The sequence below is a fragment of the Methylophaga sp. OBS1 genome, from assembly GCF_026319365.1.
The window spans coordinates 495,314-513,458 of record NZ_JAPDMS010000002.1; the positions used below are offsets into that span (position 1 = coordinate 495,314).

The window sequence follows — 18,145 nt, forward strand, 5'->3', positions numbered from 1 at the left end:
GTCTAAGGTGTTTTAGGTTTAATTGCAGGCATACGTTCTGACAACGGTTTAATGGCCTGGTTTCTCTGGTTATCAAAAATGGCTGCGTAACTCATCACTGTCTGAACGTAGTGACGGGTCTCGTTGAACGGAATATTCTCTGCCCAGATAGTGGCATCCAGGCGTTCAGAAGGCAACCAGCGACTGACCCGATGTGGACCTGCATTGTAGGCGGCAGTAGCAAGCACGGGGTTACGCTGATTTTCATCCAGCATACGTTTGAGATAGGCACTGCCGAGTTCAATGTTACGTTCCGGATGATAGAGTTCTTCCAGTTGCTTCAACGGCCGGTTGATCAGCTTGGAAATAAGTCGTCCGGTGTCCGGCATCAGTTGCATCAGACCCAATGCACCGGCATGGGAGCGGGCCGTGGGGTTGAAGGCACTCTCCTGACGGGCAATCGCCAGAAGCCAGGAAGGATCCAGCCCCGTGTTTTGTCCAGCCTGATTAATGGCTTTGTCGAAAATGACCGGGAAGCGCAGGTCCAGTGCATCCCAGTATTGCGCTTTTCCCAGCAGCGCAATGGTCTGGTTGTGCCAGCCCCACTCGTGGGTGATCGTTGCCAGCATCTGTAATTCGGCATCGCTCCGGCGCTGAGATTGATAATAGGCTTCCCGACGCGCCTCCAGCATCATGTCCTGCAGATAAAACTCATGCAGACGCTGGACTGACGGTTGTTGCCGGAAATCTTGAAGAATCGCTGCTGAGACCGCGATTGGCCGATGATTCATAGCATAGGGTTTTGCCAGTTCATCGGAAGCCAGGAAAGAATAATAGTCACGCTGGCCGACAATGGCAGCAAAAGTTTCGCTGGCCGCGTCCTTCTGGCCCAGGCCTGCCTGACTGCGGCCCAGCCAGTACTGCCAGCGCGTAGAAGCCTGTTCGTCAATATTCATCTGCTTGATAGCTTTAATCGCTGCGCGCCAGTCCTGCTGCCAGATGGCTGCGCGGGCCTGCCATTCACCGCCAGGGATATTACCGAAGTAAATCAGTGCTCTGTCATCACGGTTCAGAGCAGCCCAGGTCCCGATAGCTCGGCGTACTTCAATCTGGTCCTGCTGGCTGAACTGATAATGATCGCGTAGTTGCTGCCACTGTTCGAAGGCCTTTTCAGGCGAACGCCGCGCCAGTCGGGTCAGACCATGAACAATAATCTCGCGTGACAGCGCCTCATCTCGGGCCAGACTGACAGTATTATCAGCCGGGGCTGTCGCCGGTAATTGTCTGAGTAATTCAATAGGATTGTTGTGGATGGTTTTCCAGCGCGCTACCCAGGCCAGTTCTCTGTTTGCCTGAGGTCCTGTGCGGGCCAGGTAATTGGCAATGGAAAACTGATTATCACGCAGCGCCAGCATAAAGCGCTGGTGGCGCAGGTCTTCACTCAATAAGCCAGCCTGTTGCCAACGGGAAAATACCGGGTCACAGGCTTTGTGCTGAGAATGGGGAACCAGCCACATCGCTGGTGTCAGTTCGAAGGCCTTCTCTGTCTGACCGGTTGCCAGCAGGGCCTGTAGCCGGTAGCACTCACGTTCCGCTGATTGCGGCGCCTGATAAAACTGCAGGTAACGCTGCCAGCGTTGTTGTTTAGCGAGTCGGTCCAGCCAGAAAGCTCTCAGACGTTCTGCATAAAAGCTGTCTTTTTCCTGCGCCAGAAAAGTCTCTATTTCTTCTATTGAAACCTGCTCCAGCCGGTGCCGGAGATACAGATATTGCAGATAGCCCTGCAGGGGATAGCCATCCAGCTGCTCGTGGAATTGTCGGAATAGTGAAACCTGATTTGTCTGCAGCGCTTTCAGTGCGAATTGGAAGGTTTGACGCTGTTTTTCCAACTGTGCCTGGCTGTCCGCCATAGCAATCGGTGACAGTGCCAGAAAGGCAAGATAAAACCACAGTGTTTTAGTCCATCGCATGCCGCTATCTTAAACCATGATCCGGGTAAAAAGCAGCAGGATCTGATCACAAATCACGGAGAAATTTGCAGACCGAGTCAGCCTTGCTGATCGCGGATACTGGCCTCAATTTGATCGAGGTTGGGAATCAGTGCCACTTTGTTACTGATTTTGATCTGACAATGCAGATAGGGTGAATTATTACTATCCTGCGTCAGATGCAACGCTGCCTGGTTAAGGGTTATCAATTGCGGAGAGCCTGAGCAGGGAATGGCATAAAATTCAATGTCGGCATCCGGATTGATGCCATTGATGATGCAGAGTTTGTTACCGGCAGATTGTGTTTCAACACCATCGGTCAATAGCGTTTCCAGGTAGACCAGGGGCAGCCGCTGCTGCTGCCAGTCAATAAAGCTTAGCCAGCTAGCGTCGCCGGCTAGTTCCTGTACGATGCCGGTGCGGGGTATCACTTCCGAAATGCTGCTGTTGGGCAGTAGCAGATAGTGCTGTTGAAGTGGAATTAACATGCAGTGAACGAACTGTGCTTGTTCTGGTTGTGCGGTCATATCTGCCCCTGCGGTTACTTATGCGGTCCGGGAAAACGCTGCTGCCCCAGCAGTGTCTGCATCTGGCTGACCAGTTCTTCTTCCTGGTAGGGCTTGCCCAGGTAGGCATTAACACCAATCTGCAAGGCTCGCTCACGATGTTTCTGACCGGTGCGGGAAGTGATCATGATAATCGGTAGATGACGGAACTGCGCATCATTCCGGACGATCGATGCGAACTCAAAGCCATCCATCCGCGGCATTTCGACATCCAGCAGAATGATATCCGGTTTTTGTTCATGCAATTGCGATAGCGCATCGACGCCATCACGTGCGGTGAGAACTTCAAAGCCAAGCCGTTTCAGCAGGTTACCGGTGGCTTTGCGCATCGTGATGGAGTCGTCAACCACCATCGCCATTGGCGCCTGCTCCTGAATTTGCGCTAATTCACGCTCAAGGTTAACGGCATCATTATTGTCGAGGTGCAGCTCCCTGGCGTTTTCAATCAAGGCCGGAATATCAAGAATGAACACGACCCGGCCATCACCCAGAATCGTTGCGCCATTGAGCGCAGAAATAGTTCCAAGCTGGCGGCCCACAGATTTAATGACGATTTCGCGGTTACTGAGAATACTATCCACCAGGAGAGCAACCCTTATCTCCCCTGAGCGGAACAACAACAGCGGTAACTGATGCTTGAGATTCGCAGGCAAGCTCAAAGGCTTGTCCAGCAGAGAGGCAAGTGGAATGAAGTCGTACTGCTCGCCCTGGAAACTGTATTTGGGATCATGCGTGCCCAGCATCAGCTTAATGTCACGGACACTAATCCGTTCACCGGCGTTAACGCTGCCCAAGGGCACGGCATATTGTTCGTCCTGCACTTTCACCAGCAATGCCTGGATGACTGACAGCGTCAGCGGTAGCCGAATCACAAACTCTGTGCCTTTGCCTCGCTGGGACTGGATACCAAGACGGCCTTTGAGCCCCCGAATTTCGTTACTGACCACATCCATGCCAACGCCACGGCCGGACAACTGGGAGATATTATCTGCCGTGCTGAAACCGGAGGTCAGAATCAGCTGGATGAGTTCATCGTCAGACAGACTGTCGTCATCATTGATAAGGTCTGATTCCAGCGCCTTCTGACGAACTCTGTCTACATCCACGCCCTGGCCGTCATCGACGACGGTGATAACCATTTCTGAGCCCTCGCGGTTGATCACAATCTCTAATCGGCCATGCTCAGGTTTACCGTTAGCGAGGCGAACACCGGTAGCCTCAATACCATGGGCGATGGCATTACGTAATATGTGCTCCAGCGGGGCAACCAGTCGATCCAGAATGGTCCTGTCTATCTCCAGTTCCGCACCCCGTATGATGAGGTCGGCTTTTTTATCGAGTTCAGTCGCAGTCTGTCTGACAATACGCTCCAGTCTGGGAGCGACGGCACTGAAAGGTAACAGCCGTGTAGCCATCAAACCTGCCTGCAGGTCGGCATTCAAGCGAGACTGTTGTAATAAAATGGCATCGGTTTCTTTAACCAGCATATCCATCGAGCGGCTGATGTCATTCAAATCGATGACACTCTCAGTCAGGCCTCGGGATAGTTGCTGGATCATTGAAAAACGGTCGAGTTCCAGTGGGTCGAAGTCTGAATCCTGTTTCAGGCGCTCATCTTCATAACGAAACAGGATCTGGGTTTCAGTTTCAATCTCCAGTTTGCGCAATTGATCATGCAGCCGGGTGACGGTTTCTTCCATCTCCTGTAATTGCTGGCGCATGGCGGTATGCTGCTGGGTGACCCGGTCACGGGAGATACTGACTTCACCGGCAAAGTTAGTCAGGTAATCAAGTAAATCGGCACGCACGCGAACCTGTTCCACATGCTGAGATGCTGGTTTCGCCACCGATGAGTCTAGTTCAGGCGCCATTGTAGGTGGCTCAGGAACCACTGTAGCGCTTGAGACTTTTTCCGGTTCCGGTAACGGTCTGTCATCAATATCCAGAACAGCACCTTCAGTGCGCCAGCTGATTTCTTTTATCAGTGACAGGGCGGTTTGCAGTGATAAGCCCTGAGCCAGTTGCTCCTGCATTTCACTGAGTTTGTCCTGGCAACGTTGCAGCAAATCAAAGAAGTCTTCATCGGCGGCGACTTTGTGGTCAGTGACGGCGATCACCAGGGCTTCCATCTGATGGGTCAGATCAGCCATCGGTGTAATACCAGTGAGTCGTGCGCCCCCCTTCAGGGTGTGCAGATCCCGCTGTAACTGAAGCGGATCTACCGCACTGTCATGATTCAGATGCCAGGCTTTGATGGCCTGGCCACTGGAGGTCAGTAATTCAGCGGCTTCTTCACTGAAGGCGTCCAGTAGTTCAGGGTCCACATCTGCGGGAATGACAAAGTCATTTTCGTCGACATCCATTTCCGACAGGGTGTGTCGTGGTGTTGACTGGGCTGCAAGATAGTTGTCTACACGGGCAGAAAAGTCGAAATCAGAAGTGTCTGGTTTGTTCTGAATCAGGTTCTCAATATGTTGATTTAACTGCTCATAACCCAGCTCAAGCAGGTTGTTGAGACCATCCGCCTGGGGGTGCTGTTGCTTAATCAACCGTGAAAGAGCGGCATAAACCCGAGCAATATGCTGTTGCTCTGCTTGTTGCGCTGACTGCTCCAGGTCATAGAGGGTCTTATCCAGGGCCCTCAGATTGTCCTGATCATCAGGTTGTTGCTGCCAGTGCGCTAATTGTCTGGTGTAGGCATCCAGTAACTCGTCGGTTTCCTCTAGGAAGACCACGAGAAATTCCGGATCAATGATCGGACTGGCAGCGGTGGACTCGTCGCTGGGTTTGAGCTCACTGACAGCGGCTGACAAGGCGCGAATGTCGGGTTCAGGCTGGTCTTCAGTGATACTGAGCAGCAGTTGATCCAACTGTTCGACAATGAAACTCAAATTCTGCAGTTGCTCACCGTCAAGCACCGCGTCCTGAGCATGGAGTTGTTTCATGACACTATCCAGCTCACTGGCAGTGATGCCCATTGGCTTGATGCCGGCAATGTTGGCGCACCCTTTCAGGGAGTGCACGGCTCTTAGAATGGGTTTGGTGATTTGACGGGAAAAAACGATATCTTCGAGTCCCTGGCGCAGGGTCAGGATATGTTGTGCTGCTTCAGCAGCGAAAATTTGCAGCAACTCATGGTCTTCCTGCTGGGCTACTGTATCTGCCTCCAGATGTGCATCCTGCATCGCGAGATAACGATCCACGCTGCTTGCTGAGCCTTGTTTTGCCTGGTTAATCAGGTAGCGGTCGACAGAGGTCAGTGGTTTGAATGCCGCAGTGAATGGTTTTGCCGACGATGGCGCCGGAGCAGGACCTGGTTTCTCATCATCTTTTTGTTGGCGCAAATAGCGCGCGACGCCGGTTTCCGGTTGCAGGCGCTGAATATAGCTTTCAACACCTGTGAGCGTTTTATACTGCGTTGTTTGTGAATCAGCGGACTTCGCTTGTGATCGAATATATCGCTCTACACTGGTGAGAACCTCAGTTTCAATGTGGAAGCGGTCGGGTTTTTTGTGTTCCTTATCTGTTTCCGCCGTCTGCTGGTAGTTGGAGAGATCAAACTCGACCAGGGTTGGATCCGTGTCTGGTTCGATAATGACGAGTTCTTCTTCCTGGTCGATAAGTTCAATTTCTTCAGCAGCCGTTTCTGGCCAGGAAAGGTGTTCATCTTGATGGGAGATGGTGGTCTCGTCTCCCGTACTGACTGGTTCAGTGATTTTATTGGCCAGACAACGGTCTTTGAGTGTATGCAGCGCTTCGACTTCTGTGGGCAGCGTGTTATCACCACGGGTGAAACGTTCGAGCAATGCCGGGATGATTTGCTGAGCCTCTGAGGTCAGATGCTTTACCTCAGCCGTTTCCGGCCGTGTGCCATCCAGAACATGGTTCAATACTTGTTCTACAGACCATGCCAGTTCACCGATAACCGTGGCACCAGCCATGCGTCCACTGCCCTTGAGGGTGTGGAAATGTCGACGGATATCACTGAGTACCTCGGGGTCATCATGCTCGAGCCACTGAGGCATCAATGTGTCCAACTCAGCCAGTACTTCTCTTGCTTCTTCAACAAAAACTTCAGCGATTTCAGGATCAATTCCGTCAGCTAATTGCCATGAGGCCGGCTCTGATAACGCCGTTTTATTTTCTGTCAAATCGTCTGCAGGGACATCATCAGCGGGTTCACTGTCAAACAGCAGGGAGCTGTCTTCATCAGCAAGTAAGGAATCCATCTCCTGCAGTGACGGGTCTGTTTCTGTTGCAGGTGCCTCGGCAGGGAGAACAGAGCTACCTTGATCCCATTCAGCCTGATCAAAGTTGGCGAGCTTTTCTACAGCATCATCAAGATAATTGTTTTCAGCATAGCCATGATGACGAATCCCTTCCATATACATATCACAGCAGGCCAGAATCTCGGCAAGCTGGTCTAACTGTGCGGGTGTGAAGGCTTCGCGGCTCTCACTTTGCTGATCAATCTTGTCTCCAGCCCGTCGAAGTATTTGGGCAGCCTCGGGATAGTTGAGCATTTCCAGACTGCTGATGATCAGTTGCAACTGGCGCGCTGTTTCTCCCAACTCATCCGGGTGTCGCTGGGCTTGGCTCATCAAGGTTAAGGTTTCTTTGATATTGGCCATTTCCAGCAGGCATTCGTTGATGACTGTTTCACGCAGCTTATCGCTGATATCCGCCTGAGTGGAGGACTGCAGGAATTGTTCGACCTGCAACAGTGCATCCGCCATGTCTGACAACATCATCTCGTCAGCTTGACGCCCCCCATCCAGCAAAGCCTGAATTTGTTCCGCCTGATGATGAAGCAGGTTGCTGGCCTCATACTCAGCGAGCAAAGCCAGCGTATCTGTCATGCTCTGCAGTTGCTGCAGAATCATGTCGAGGTGACTATGGTCGGTTGTTTGATCTGATTGCTGTTGATTGATTTGGATTTTCAGATCGTCCAACTGTTCCAGTAAGGCCAGATGAGCATCGCCAAGTGCATTGTCGCTCATGCCATAGATTTTCTGCTTCTGGTCAAAGAAATGCAGATGGAAAGTGGTCTTGAGTAACGTGACCTGTGGACCGTGACTGTTTGCATGGGCGACAGAGCGCAACAGAAGATTGACCAGATCGGTTGGAAATTGCGCTAACAACGCCGCTTCATTCTGCTCAGACTGTGTTTTTATCGGTGCGACCAGTTTACCCAGTAACTGCTTCACCGCTGCGTCAGACTGCAGTCCCTGATGTTCAATGGCTTCAATAAGTGCTTCGGCAGCCCACCAGAGTAAGGTGGTTTTTTCTTCCCGACAGGCCAGGCGGAGATAGTGAACGACGCCGCGCATGTTCCTCAGACTTTCTGCATCCTGTTTTCGCAGCCAGTTCAGCAGCATAACTTGGAATGCATGTCCCAGCTTATGCTTTTCTATCGCAATTTCAGGCAGTCTCCGGTTTGGGCTGGGTGCAATACTGTCGGGGAGTGGCTGAGTCAGCAGCGGCTTGAACAGCGAGTCTTCAGTTATGGCTGACGCACCGCGGGCTTGACGAAGGTCATTAATGCTATCGAGCAGGGACAGGGGATGATCCTCAAAATCATCACTCAGTAACTTGAGATAGTTGGGTAGTAGTAACAAAGAACGAACCAGCGAGTCTTCAGCCTGACTCTTATTGCTCACTTTGTTATCACGCAGGGCCATCACGGTGTGCTGCATTTCATCAGCAAGCATCCCGGCACCACTGATATTCACCATATCGAGCGTCCCTTTGACCTGGTACAAAGCTTCAATACAGTCGGACAGTGTCTTGGTGTCCCCCTCACCATCGATGAAGTTATTCATGGCATTCAAGGCATGTGTCAGTGACTGCTGCAGTTCCGTTTGCAGCCACATCAAAGCGTTGTAGTTGCCTTTGATTAATTGAGCCATGGTCGCTGGTGCCCCCGCCTTGTCACTTTACTGTGGCAGTTTAAAGCCGGAAACCGACTTACGCAGTTCATTGGTAAGATCCAGCAGACGGCCGATTGCAGCGGCACTCTCATTTGTGCCTGTTGAGGTCTGCATGGTGATTTCCTGAATCACGTTCATATTTTCAGAGGTACTGACAGCCGCTGTGGCCTGCTGCTTGGCATTGGCGGTGATGTTATTGATAAGCTCGGCAAGTTGCTGAGAAACCGCTTCAATCTGTTCCAGTGAGGTGCCGGCATCCTGTGACAGTTTGGCACCGGAGACGACTTCGGAGGTGCTCTGCTCCATGGAGGCGATGGCTTCACTGGTATCGCTCTGAATGGTTTTTACCAGCGCATCGATCTGACGGGTCGCATTACTGGAACGTTCAGCCAGGCGCTGAACCTCGTCCGCCACCACGGCAAAACCGCGACCGGCTTCACCCGCCATCGCAGCCTGGATGGCAGCATTCAGAGACAGAATATTGGTTTGCTCGGCGATGTCGTTGATCAGTTCGACAATGTCACCGATCTGCTGCGAACTCTCGCCCAGACGTTTAATTCGTTTTGAGGTTTCCTGAATCTGCTCGCGAATCGTATCCATGCCCCGAATCGCTTTCTTAACCGCAGTATTACCCTGTACCGCCAGCGATACCGATTGTTTCGCTACTTCGGAGGACTGACTGGCATTTTCCGATACCTGTTCGATCGAACCGGCCATCTGGGTGATGGCCGAGCTGACTTCAGTAATCTGTTGAGCCTGATGTTCACTGGCGTCAGTCAGGTGCAAAGCAGTGGCCTGGGTTTCCTGCGCGGCGGAAGCCACCTGCAGCGTGGTTGAGTTGATCTGTTCAACCAGGCTGCGGAGGGCGTCGATGGTGTAGTTCACCGAATCGGCAATCGCGCCGGTAATATCTTCAGTCACGGTGGCACTGACAGTCAGGTCACCGTCAGCCAGGTCACCCATCTCATCCAGTAGCCGCAGGATGGCATCCTGGTTGTGGCGATTCTGCAATTCCATTTCGTCCATTGCGGTCTTCAGTGACCGGATTGACGGGAAACTGAGTCTGACCACTGCGACAAGCGTCAATACAAAGGCCACCGCCACCGCAATACTGAGATGCAGGATATTGTCGTAATAAGCCTGATACTGGCCACTGGCTATCAGCCACAAGCCGCCGAGGGTGACGACACTGAAGACGATCACAAAAAACAGATTGAGCCAGTTTTGTCTGCGCATCAGGGAAGAGAAAAAGAGCTTGCTGGTGGATGTCATAAACCTTAATCCTGATATCAATGGTTAGGCGGCGGCATTGAGAAAACGGGGGTCACTGATCAGATGCCTGAAACTGAACACCTGCCAGTCGATCTCCTGCTGGTGAATCATCCCGGTCAGATACGGGGCGAGTTCAGTGGTTTCTGCTGCGGGGAGGGGGGCAGGCTGCTGCTGAAAATGTTTCAGTCCGAATACCTCATCCACTGCCACGCCACTGATAGTGTCGCTGTCATTAATTACAATAATCCGGCTGCGTTTATTCAGTTTGAATGCTTTGTCATGCAGAAACTGATTGAGATCAAAAACCGGCAGCAATTCACCACGGAGATTGACGATACCGAAAACCCAGCGTTGGGACTTCGGTACCGGCGTTATTTGTTCAGGTACTGGAAAAACCTCACGTGTCTCATTCAGCGGGGTGACAAAATGGCGTGAGCCGATACGAAAAGCGATAGCCGTCCAGCTTTGTCCTGCCGGGTCCTGCTGACCCAGCCCCGCCGCTCTCTGTCTGCTGCGACGCTCCATGTCATGCAGCAATGAGATGATGTCTTCAGGCGTCTGTAATACAGCCATGATCACTGCCCCAACAGCGCGTTAATTTGCTGCATTAAGTCCTGCTCAGTCACCGGTTTACCGAGATAACCCCGGGCGCCCTGGCGCAGCCCCCACATTTTGTCTGTTTCTTGATTTTTGGATGACACAATCACGACCGGAATGTGGCTTGTCTCTGGGTCTTTAGTCAGTTTACGGGTGGCCTGAAAACCATTCAGATTGGGCATGACCACATCCATGAGTATCAGATCAGGCTGGTGCTGGAGGCTTTGAGCCACAGCCTGCTCGCCATCTTCGGCAACCAGCACCTCATGGCCGTTTTTTTCCAGCATTTTCTGTAAAACGTAGACTTCCGTGGGTGAGTCATCAGCTATTAGAATCCGTGCCATAAGCTATTCAGCGTCCTGGTGTTTTTCAAGCGAATGTTTACGGATGGCTCCCAGCAGATCATCTCTGGTGAACGGTTTGGTGAGATACTGCTCTGCACCGACGACACGTCCTTTTGCCCGATCAAACAGACCATCCTTACTGGAAAGCATGATGACGGGAATGTCCCTGAACTTGGGATTGTTTTTCACCAAAGCGCAGGTCTGGTATCCATCCAGGCGAGGCATCATAATATCAATAAACAGAATATCAGGATGATTGGCGCTGATGATCGGCAAAGCTTCAAAACCATTGTCTGCCGTCAATACATCACAGCCTGCTTTTTTTAATAAGGTTTCTGCTGTTCGACGAATGGTGTTGCTGTCATCAATCACCATGACCTTCAGGCCGGAAAATTCAGATTGGTTCTCGCTCACGGTCATGCATTACCTGATAAAGTCGTCATTCTAGTTCTTGGTTAAGCCCTGAGGAACGAAGATAACCGATTTTTAGTCCGCAGGCTAGTGATGTAAAACAGCCTGTTTTCGTCGCGCCATGGCCTGAATTTAAACGACCAACGAGTATGTATCACTTGAAAAATGCAAACTGTGTCCCATCTCACAGTATAGACAGTGCTTATGAAGCAACCTGCCATCCCTCAACAGCGAGATAGATTATGACCACTGGCGTTCCGCACCTGATCACTGCCCTCAACGGCCCACTGCTGCAGCTGGAGTCTCATCTGCTTGAGAAACAGACCCAAGTCGAAACCTGGCTGCGCGAACAATGGCTGAAAACACCGTCACCGTTTTATGCTTCCGTCGACCTGCGAAATGCCGGTTTCAAACTGGCGCCAGTGGATACAAATCTGTTTCCAGCCGGTTTTAATAATCTCAACGCGTCGTTTATTCCATTGTCGATTCAGGCTGCCCAGTCAGCCGTGGAGCGAGCATGTCCGACCGCTAAACGGGTGTTAATCGTGGCGGAAAACCATACCCGTAACCTGTTCTATCTGGAAAGCCTGGAAACGCTGCGAGACATTTTTCAGAAAGCTGGGCTGGAGGCCCGAATTGGGAGCCTGCGGGATGATATTACCGAGCCTGTGACGGTGGATCTTCCCTCCGGTAAGCAATGTCTGCTGGAACCCCTGGTCAGAAAAGGCAACAGGGTGGCAGTGGATGATTTTTCTCCTTGTCTTGTGTTGTTGAATAACGATCTCTCAGCAGGACGGCCGGCGATTCTGGAAGGACTGGAACAGGAAATTATGCCCCCGCTTCATGCCGGCTGGTCGACACGTAAAAAGTCCCATCACTTCAGTCATTACAGTAATGTGGCCAAGGAATTCGCTCAGCAGATTGATATTGACCCCTGGCTGATTTCGCCATTGACCCTGCAATGTGGCGAGGTGAATTTTAAGGAGAAAGCCGGGCTGGAATGCCTGGCGCGAAATATTGATAACTTGCTGATGTCGATTCGCAGTAAATATCGTGAATATAATATAGACCGGGATCCCTTTGTCGTCGTTAAAGCCGATTCCGGGACTTATGGCATGGGTATCATGACGGTAAAAAGTCCTGATGACATCTATAATCTCAACCGTAAACAGCGCAATAAAATGTCATCAGCCAAAGAGGGACTGGTGGTTGATAATGTGCTGGTACAGGAAGGGGTCTACACCTTTGAAACGCTGGGGGATGAACAGGCCGTGGCGGAACCGGTTATTTACATGATGGATCACTTCGTTATCGGCGGTTTCTACCGAGTACACACTGGCCGCGGTGCAGATGAGAACCTCAATGCGCCGGGTATGCACTTTGAGCCACTGGCCTTTGCTCAGTCCTGTATTACCCCGGATCAGAATGAACAGCCGGACTCCGAGCCCAACCGCTTTTATGCCTATGGGGTTATTGCCCGGCTGGCGCTGCTGGCCGCCGCAAGAGAACTGGCCTAAGCGTTGTGCTCACTGAGGTAGGCGATAGTCATTGTCTGGTTATGTAACTGACTGTGGCTATCATCTTCCCCGGAGCAGATTTCACCATTGGAGTAGAAACCGGTAATGCCGGTCTGCATACCCAGCAAACGTTGAACGGCAAACACTTCATCTGCAACCTGGGCTTCCATCACCAGCTTACGGCCGACACAACTGACGCAGATAGCCAAAGCCTTGTCGTTGATATTGACGTCTTTCTGCAGAATCTGACGTGCCGCTTCACTGGCCCCCATTACCAGGCTGTCATGATCGGATTTGAGAAACCGCACCGTGGCGCCCTGATCAATATTGCCGGCAAAAGTCAGGCTGTTATCTTTCTCATTCACTGACAGCAAAGTACGGATAACGTTGACATTTTTCTCATCCATGATGGCAAAAGGAAAGTTGAGTCCCGAAGCGGGCAGTTCATTGGCGTAATAGCCGATATACATCTTATAAAGCGGCAGGGCGGGCTTGTTGTCGAGTTCGTAGACTACATTTTTATTGGAACGGGTGATCTGGCGGGGTGGGCCATAAGGTTTCCAGCCACCCAGTGCACCACTGGTGACAATGGCATCTTCCCCATAGATGCCGACCGCAATCACAACGCGATCTTGAATTTTATCGTTATTGATCAGCAACGTTTTAGCGAACTTGGCGTCATCTCCCGCCAGTCCGCCAGTGATCGGAATGTTAGGCAGGACTTCCTGCAGGCCTTCCACCAGTTCGGAGCCATTCACATTAAGACCGTCGCTGAGTACGAAAACGCCCTTAAGATCATCCATTTTCAGCTCACCGGCGATCTGAGCACCCAGTGCATGGGATTGTTCCATGCTGTTTACCGGCTTGGAAATGAAGCGCAGTGTACTCCGCTCCCATTTCATGGCAGTGATATGAATGCTATCGTCATAAACGCCATCACCGGTGATTTCACCTGAGGTGGTGCAGCCGATGATTTGTGCGTCGGGGTAACGTTTTCTCAGGTTTTTGGCAAATCCGCGTTCATTAAACCGATTTACTGAACCGAAAACCAAGACCCAGTTTGCATCCGGCAAAGGTGAGGAGGAAGGCAGTTTGTTAATGCCTGTCTTGGCGGGGAGGTGTTCCTGTTCAAACTTCATGAGTAAGCGAATCTGGCTCCGTATAGGCGACGCATCCTGCGCCGGAACAAGTAGCGTTATTAAACCAACGATTGATACTACATCAGTTCAATCCGGATGGGGAAATAGTCCGCCATCAAAAATGTGAAAAAGTTCACAAAATATCATGTGCTAAAAAAGCAAAAAGCCGCAATTATTTCTGCGGCTTGTGCTGTATCTCAACCTGATCGGTATTACCCTGCCAGTTTTTTCTTCAGGATTTCATTAACCTGAGCAGGGTTTGCTTTACCTTTGGATGTTTTCATCACCTGCCCTACAAAATAACCCAATAACTGCTCCTTACCGTCGCGGTATTGTTGTACCTGATCCGGGTTATTAGCCAGTACCTCATCGATCATACTTTCAATGGCACCGGTGTCTGTTACTTGTTTCAGGCCTTGAGCTTCGATAATGGCATCAGCATCTTTACCTTCGCCTTTCCATAAAGCCTCGAAGACGCTTTTCGCTATTTTTCCGGAGATGGTGTTGTCAGCAATGCGTTGCAGTACACCCGCCAGTTGTTCAGCACTGACCGGTGATTCAGTGATATCGAGACCCGCTTTGTTAAGGGCGCCGGAGAGTTCAACAATGACCCAGTTGGCACATTGTTTGGGGTCTTTACCGCCAGTTGCTTTCAATACGGATTCGTAATAATCGGCAAGGTCACGACTGCTGGTCAGCACTGAGGCATCGTACATCGATAGACCCAGTTCATTGACAAAGCGATCCCGTTTTTCATTTGGTAGTTCCGGCAATGTAGCGCGGACAGCGTCGATAAGTGCTTTGTCGACGACTAATGGTAACAGGTCAGGATCGGGGAAATAGCGGTAGTCATTCGCTTCTTCCTTGCTACGCATGGAGCGGGTTTCATTTTTATCAGCGTCGTAAAGACGGGTTTCCTGAATAACCTCACCGCCGCCTTCCAGCACATCGATCTGGCGTTCAATCTCATAATTGATGGCACGTTCAACGTTGCGGAATGAGTTGATGTTTTTAAGTTCAGTACGGGTGCCGAATTTTTCCTGGCCTTTGGGGCGAATCGACACATTGGCATCGCAGCGGAAAGAGCCTTCCTGCATGTTGCCGTCACAGATCTCCAGGTACCGCACCAATGAATGAATTTTTTTCATATAGGCCACGGCTTCTTTGGCACTGCGCATATCCGGTTCAGAGACAATTTCCAGCAACGGTGTCCCCGCCCGGTTCAGATCGATACCGGTTTCGCCATGAAAATCTTCATGCAGGGATTTACCGGCATCTTCTTCCAGATGGGCACGGGTGATGCCGATGACTTTTTCAGTGCCGTCTTCCAGCTCAATGCTGATTGACCCCTTGCCGACAACGGGTAGTTCATACTGACTGATTTGGTAGCCTTTGGGCAGGTCGGGGTAGAAGTAATTTTTGCGGGCGAACACGGAGCGATCAGCAATCTCGGCATCGACCGCCAGACCGAATTTAATCGCCATAGTCACTGCTTGCTCATTGAGTACCGGTAATACGCCCGGCAGGCCGAGGTCAACGGCGCAAGCCTGGGTGTTAGGGGCGGCACCGTAAGCAGTGGGCGCACCCGAGAAAATCTTGCTTTTGGTGGCAAGCTGGGTATGAATTTCCAGCCCTATTACAACTTCCCATTCCATATTGAAGGCCTGATTATCAGTATTAAAAAACGATAAATTGTAACAATAAACCGCAACGGGCGCTGCCTCTAATTCTGCATCATCTGAGGCTCAGAATTTGCCAGCCGCGTTGTTGGGCGACTGCCTGCAGTTTCGGATCGGGGTCGACCGCTACTGGCGTATCCACCAGTTCCAGCAGGGGCAGATCATTATGCGAGTCACTGTAAAAAATGCTGTCATTCAGTTCTTCCTCACGGCTTTGAAGCCATTGGCGCAAACGCTCGACCTTTCCGTGCTGAAATGAAGGCTGACCGGCAACACGGCCGCTGAAACGACCGTTGACGATTTCAGGGTCAGTGGCGATCAGGTTGTCAATGCCCATCATCTGCGCAATCGGGGTGGTAAGAAAGCTGTTGGTTGCTGTGATGATCAGCAAGGTATCGCCCTGCTTGCGATGTTTGTCTACCAGCGCCTCAGCTGCAGGCTGCAGGATGGGTTTGATCTTCTGTTCCAGATAAGCTTCACGCCAGCCTTCCAGGGTCTGCATATCGTGACTGGCCAGCGGTTTAAACACGAATTCCAGGAATTCGTAGATATCCAGACTGCCCTCCAGATACTGCTGGTAATAATGTTCGTTGGCACGGCGATAAGCCGCTTCGTCGACGATACCGTTCTCGCAAAGATAACGCCCCCACAAAAAGTCGCTGTCGCCACCCAGCAGGGTGTTATCCAAATCAAAAATTGCCAACGCCATAATGAGTAACCTGTCTCCGTTTTGAAGCAAATGAGTCTCTATTGTAAGCCAAAATGCGTTGCAACCTGACGGTGCTTTTACTAATCTAAGCTGTAATTGAGATTAACCTGCTGAGTTAAACTAAAGGCTCAGCCAGTCAGAGACTTTCGTCGTGATTGATAAAGATGGCTTCAGGCCTAATGTGGGGATCATACTCTGCAATGAAGACAACCAGGTGCTGTGGGCACAGCGTGCGCAACATGATTCATGGCAGTTTCCTCAGGGTGGCATAAAAGCGCATGAAACGCCGGAACAGGCGGCTTACCGTGAACTGATGGAGGAAGTCGGTTTGTCACCGGAACATGTTGAACTGCTCGCTGCAACCCGTGGCTGGCTGCGCTATCGTTTGCCCAAGCGTTATCTTCGTTATGGCAATAAACCGCTCTGTATCGGCCAGAAGCAACGCTGGTTTTTGATGCGTTTTACCGGTGATGAAGACGATGTCCGTCTTGACCTGCATGAAAAACCGGAATTTGATGACTGGCGCTGGGTTGATTATTGGACCCCGGTGGAAGAAATTGTGTTTTTCAAGCGTCGGGTGTACGAGCGAGCCCTGCATGAGTTCGCACCGATTCTGTTCCCGGAATATCGACGTCGTGCCAATCGCGGGCAGAAAACGGGCGGCTAGGCCAGGCGTTTGCGAAAGACCCGCGAATTACGCTGATAATTGTAAAGAGCCTGTTTAGCCACCGGCAGATCACCAATCTCAGCGGGTTTAAAACCATGCTCGAGAAACCAGTGCGCAGTCTGTGTGGTGAGTACATAGAGCGATTCAATGCCGGCGTGCAATGCGCTTTGTTCCAGGGAGTCCAGTAGCTGTTTACCTCTGCCCTTGCTTTGATAACTGCCGGACACCGCCAGACAAGCCAGTTCCGCCATCTTATTTTCAGGATAAGGATATAACGCGGCACAGGCGACGACGGTGCCATCACGTTCCATCACCGTGAAATGACCAATTTCGCGCTCCAGCAACTCCCTTGAACGTTTCACCAGGGTGCCGTTGGCCTCGAGTGGCTGCAGTAATTCCAGAATGCCGCCGACATCTTCAATACTGGCCTGGCGGGTTGTCTCAAACGAAGTCGCAGACAGCAGCGTGCCGGCACCATCACGGCTGAACAGCTCCTGCAGCAAAGCACCATCCTGGGCTCTGTCTAACAGATGCACGCGACGAACCCCGGACTCACAGGCTTTGACTGCGGCTGATAATGATGGGTGTGCATCTAGATTGTTCCGAGCTTGACTCAGCATCATTTCTCTCGGTAAGTCACGATTACTTGAGCCGATAAAAATCAGTTTGTCAGCATGCAAAGATACTGCGACCGCAGTCGCAATGGCTTCCGAGGATAGATTGAAGACTTCACCAGTTAATGAAAATCCCAGTGGGGGTAGCAGTACGATATTGCCGAGTTCCAGTTGCTGGTTGATGCCATCAACATCAACACGGCGCACTTCGCCGGTATGGCCCAGATCGATGCCATCGATGATCCCTGCAGGACGGGCTGTGACCAGGTTGCCGCTGGTGCAGCGGATGCGGGCGTCAGCCATCGGGGTATGCGGCAGACCAAAAGACAGTTTGGACTCAATATCCAGACGCAGCTTGCCAATCACGGCCTTGGCGATCTTGAGGCTGGTATCGTCGGTGACACGTAAGCCCCGGTGGTAGTGCACATTGATGTTTTGCTGCTCGCACTGGGCCTCTATTTGTGGACGCGCGCCATAAGCCAGCACCAGTTTGATGCCCAGGCTGCTGAGAATGGCGATATCATGCAGCAGCGGATCGAAGCCGTCGCTGTCAATGGTCTCTCCATCAAAAGCAATAACAAATGTGGCACCGCGGTGGGCGTGGATATAGGGCGCAGCCGTACGAAACCAACTGGTCGTGGTCGCCAGGTTCTGATGGTTATTATTGGGTTGCGCGTCGTTCATAAGCTTCTTTTTATCGCAGACTCGGCACGCTTGCCAAGTGTCGTGTAAA

13 protein-coding genes are annotated in these 18,145 nt (G+C 51.5%); 2 read left to right on the forward strand and 11 right to left on the reverse strand.

The window, feature by feature from the left end:
- Nucleotides 1-2: 2 nt before the first annotated feature.
- From OMQ46_RS09105 to pilG, 7 genes are all read right to left on the reverse strand, one after another.
- Complete coding sequence (locus tag OMQ46_RS09105; RefSeq protein ID WP_266236441.1) at nucleotides 3-1,949, reverse strand: transglycosylase SLT domain-containing protein; 1,947 nt, start codon at nucleotides 1,947-1,949, stop codon at nucleotides 3-5.
- 77 nt (nucleotides 1,950-2,026) lie between these two features.
- Complete coding sequence (locus OMQ46_RS09110; protein ID WP_266236442.1) at nucleotides 2,027-2,494, reverse strand: chemotaxis protein CheW; 468 nt, start codon at nucleotides 2,492-2,494, stop codon at nucleotides 2,027-2,029.
- A 14-nt stretch (nucleotides 2,495-2,508) separates the two neighbouring features.
- On the reverse strand, nucleotides 2,509-8,442 hold the full coding sequence (locus OMQ46_RS09115; RefSeq protein ID WP_266236443.1) for an Hpt domain-containing protein: 5,934 nt from the start codon (nucleotides 8,440-8,442) through the stop codon (nucleotides 2,509-2,511).
- Between the two features lie 27 nt (nucleotides 8,443-8,469).
- The gene (locus OMQ46_RS09120; RefSeq protein ID WP_323135152.1) at nucleotides 8,470-9,735 is read right to left on the reverse strand and encodes a methyl-accepting chemotaxis protein; all 1,266 of its coding nucleotides are present in this window, start codon (nucleotides 9,733-9,735) and stop codon (nucleotides 8,470-8,472) included.
- A 24-nt stretch (nucleotides 9,736-9,759) separates the two neighbouring features.
- The gene (locus OMQ46_RS09125; protein WP_266236444.1) at nucleotides 9,760-10,308 is read right to left on the reverse strand and encodes a chemotaxis protein CheW; all 549 of its coding nucleotides are present in this window, start codon (nucleotides 10,306-10,308) and stop codon (nucleotides 9,760-9,762) included.
- Between the two features lie 2 nt (nucleotides 10,309-10,310).
- Entirely contained in the window at nucleotides 10,311-10,676 is a 366-nt protein-coding gene (gene pilH / locus OMQ46_RS09130; protein ID WP_266236445.1) for a twitching motility response regulator PilH, read from the reverse strand.
- A 3-nt stretch (nucleotides 10,677-10,679) separates the two neighbouring features.
- The gene (gene pilG / locus OMQ46_RS09135) at nucleotides 10,680-11,090 is read right to left on the reverse strand and encodes a twitching motility response regulator PilG (protein WP_416234834.1); all 411 of its coding nucleotides are present in this window, start codon (nucleotides 11,088-11,090) and stop codon (nucleotides 10,680-10,682) included.
- 239 nt (nucleotides 11,091-11,329) lie between these two features.
- Between pilG and gshA the strand changes: the two genes are divergently transcribed.
- Complete coding sequence (gshA, locus tag OMQ46_RS09140; protein ID WP_266236447.1) at nucleotides 11,330-12,604, forward strand: glutamate--cysteine ligase; 1,275 nt, start codon at nucleotides 11,330-11,332, stop codon at nucleotides 12,602-12,604.
- Here gshA and OMQ46_RS09145 read toward each other — a convergent pair.
- The 3 genes from OMQ46_RS09145 to OMQ46_RS09155 all read right to left on the reverse strand — a co-directional run bounded on the left by OMQ46_RS09145 (nucleotide 12,601) and on the right by OMQ46_RS09155 (nucleotide 16,131).
- On the reverse strand, nucleotides 12,601-13,743 hold the full coding sequence (locus OMQ46_RS09145; protein WP_266236448.1) for an FIST signal transduction protein: 1,143 nt from the start codon (nucleotides 13,741-13,743) through the stop codon (nucleotides 12,601-12,603). The two genes, gshA and OMQ46_RS09145, sit on opposite strands and share 4 nt — an antisense overlap.
- A gap of 212 nt (nucleotides 13,744-13,955) precedes the next feature.
- Nucleotides 13,956-15,398 (reverse strand): Asp-tRNA(Asn)/Glu-tRNA(Gln) amidotransferase subunit GatB, encoded by a 1,443-nt coding sequence (gatB, locus tag OMQ46_RS09150; RefSeq protein WP_266236449.1) that lies wholly within the window; start codon nucleotides 15,396-15,398, stop codon nucleotides 13,956-13,958.
- 79 nt (nucleotides 15,399-15,477) lie between these two features.
- Nucleotides 15,478-16,131 carry an HAD family hydrolase gene (locus OMQ46_RS09155; RefSeq protein WP_266236450.1) on the reverse strand — a complete coding sequence of 218 codons (654 nt, stop codon included), beginning with the start codon at nucleotides 16,129-16,131 and terminating at the stop codon, nucleotides 15,478-15,480.
- Between the two features lie 151 nt (nucleotides 16,132-16,282).
- Here OMQ46_RS09155 and OMQ46_RS09160 point away from each other — a divergent pair, with 151 nt between their 5' ends.
- Nucleotides 16,283-16,798: an RNA pyrophosphohydrolase gene (locus OMQ46_RS09160; protein WP_266236451.1), complete on the forward strand. Its 516-nt coding sequence runs from the start codon at nucleotides 16,283-16,285 to the stop codon at nucleotides 16,796-16,798.
- Here OMQ46_RS09160 and argA read toward each other — a convergent pair.
- The gene (gene argA, locus OMQ46_RS09165) at nucleotides 16,795-18,096 is read right to left on the reverse strand and encodes an amino-acid N-acetyltransferase (RefSeq protein WP_266236452.1); all 1,302 of its coding nucleotides are present in this window, start codon (nucleotides 18,094-18,096) and stop codon (nucleotides 16,795-16,797) included. The genes OMQ46_RS09160 and argA overlap by 4 nt on opposite strands.
- Between the last annotated feature and the right edge of the window lie 49 nt (nucleotides 18,097-18,145).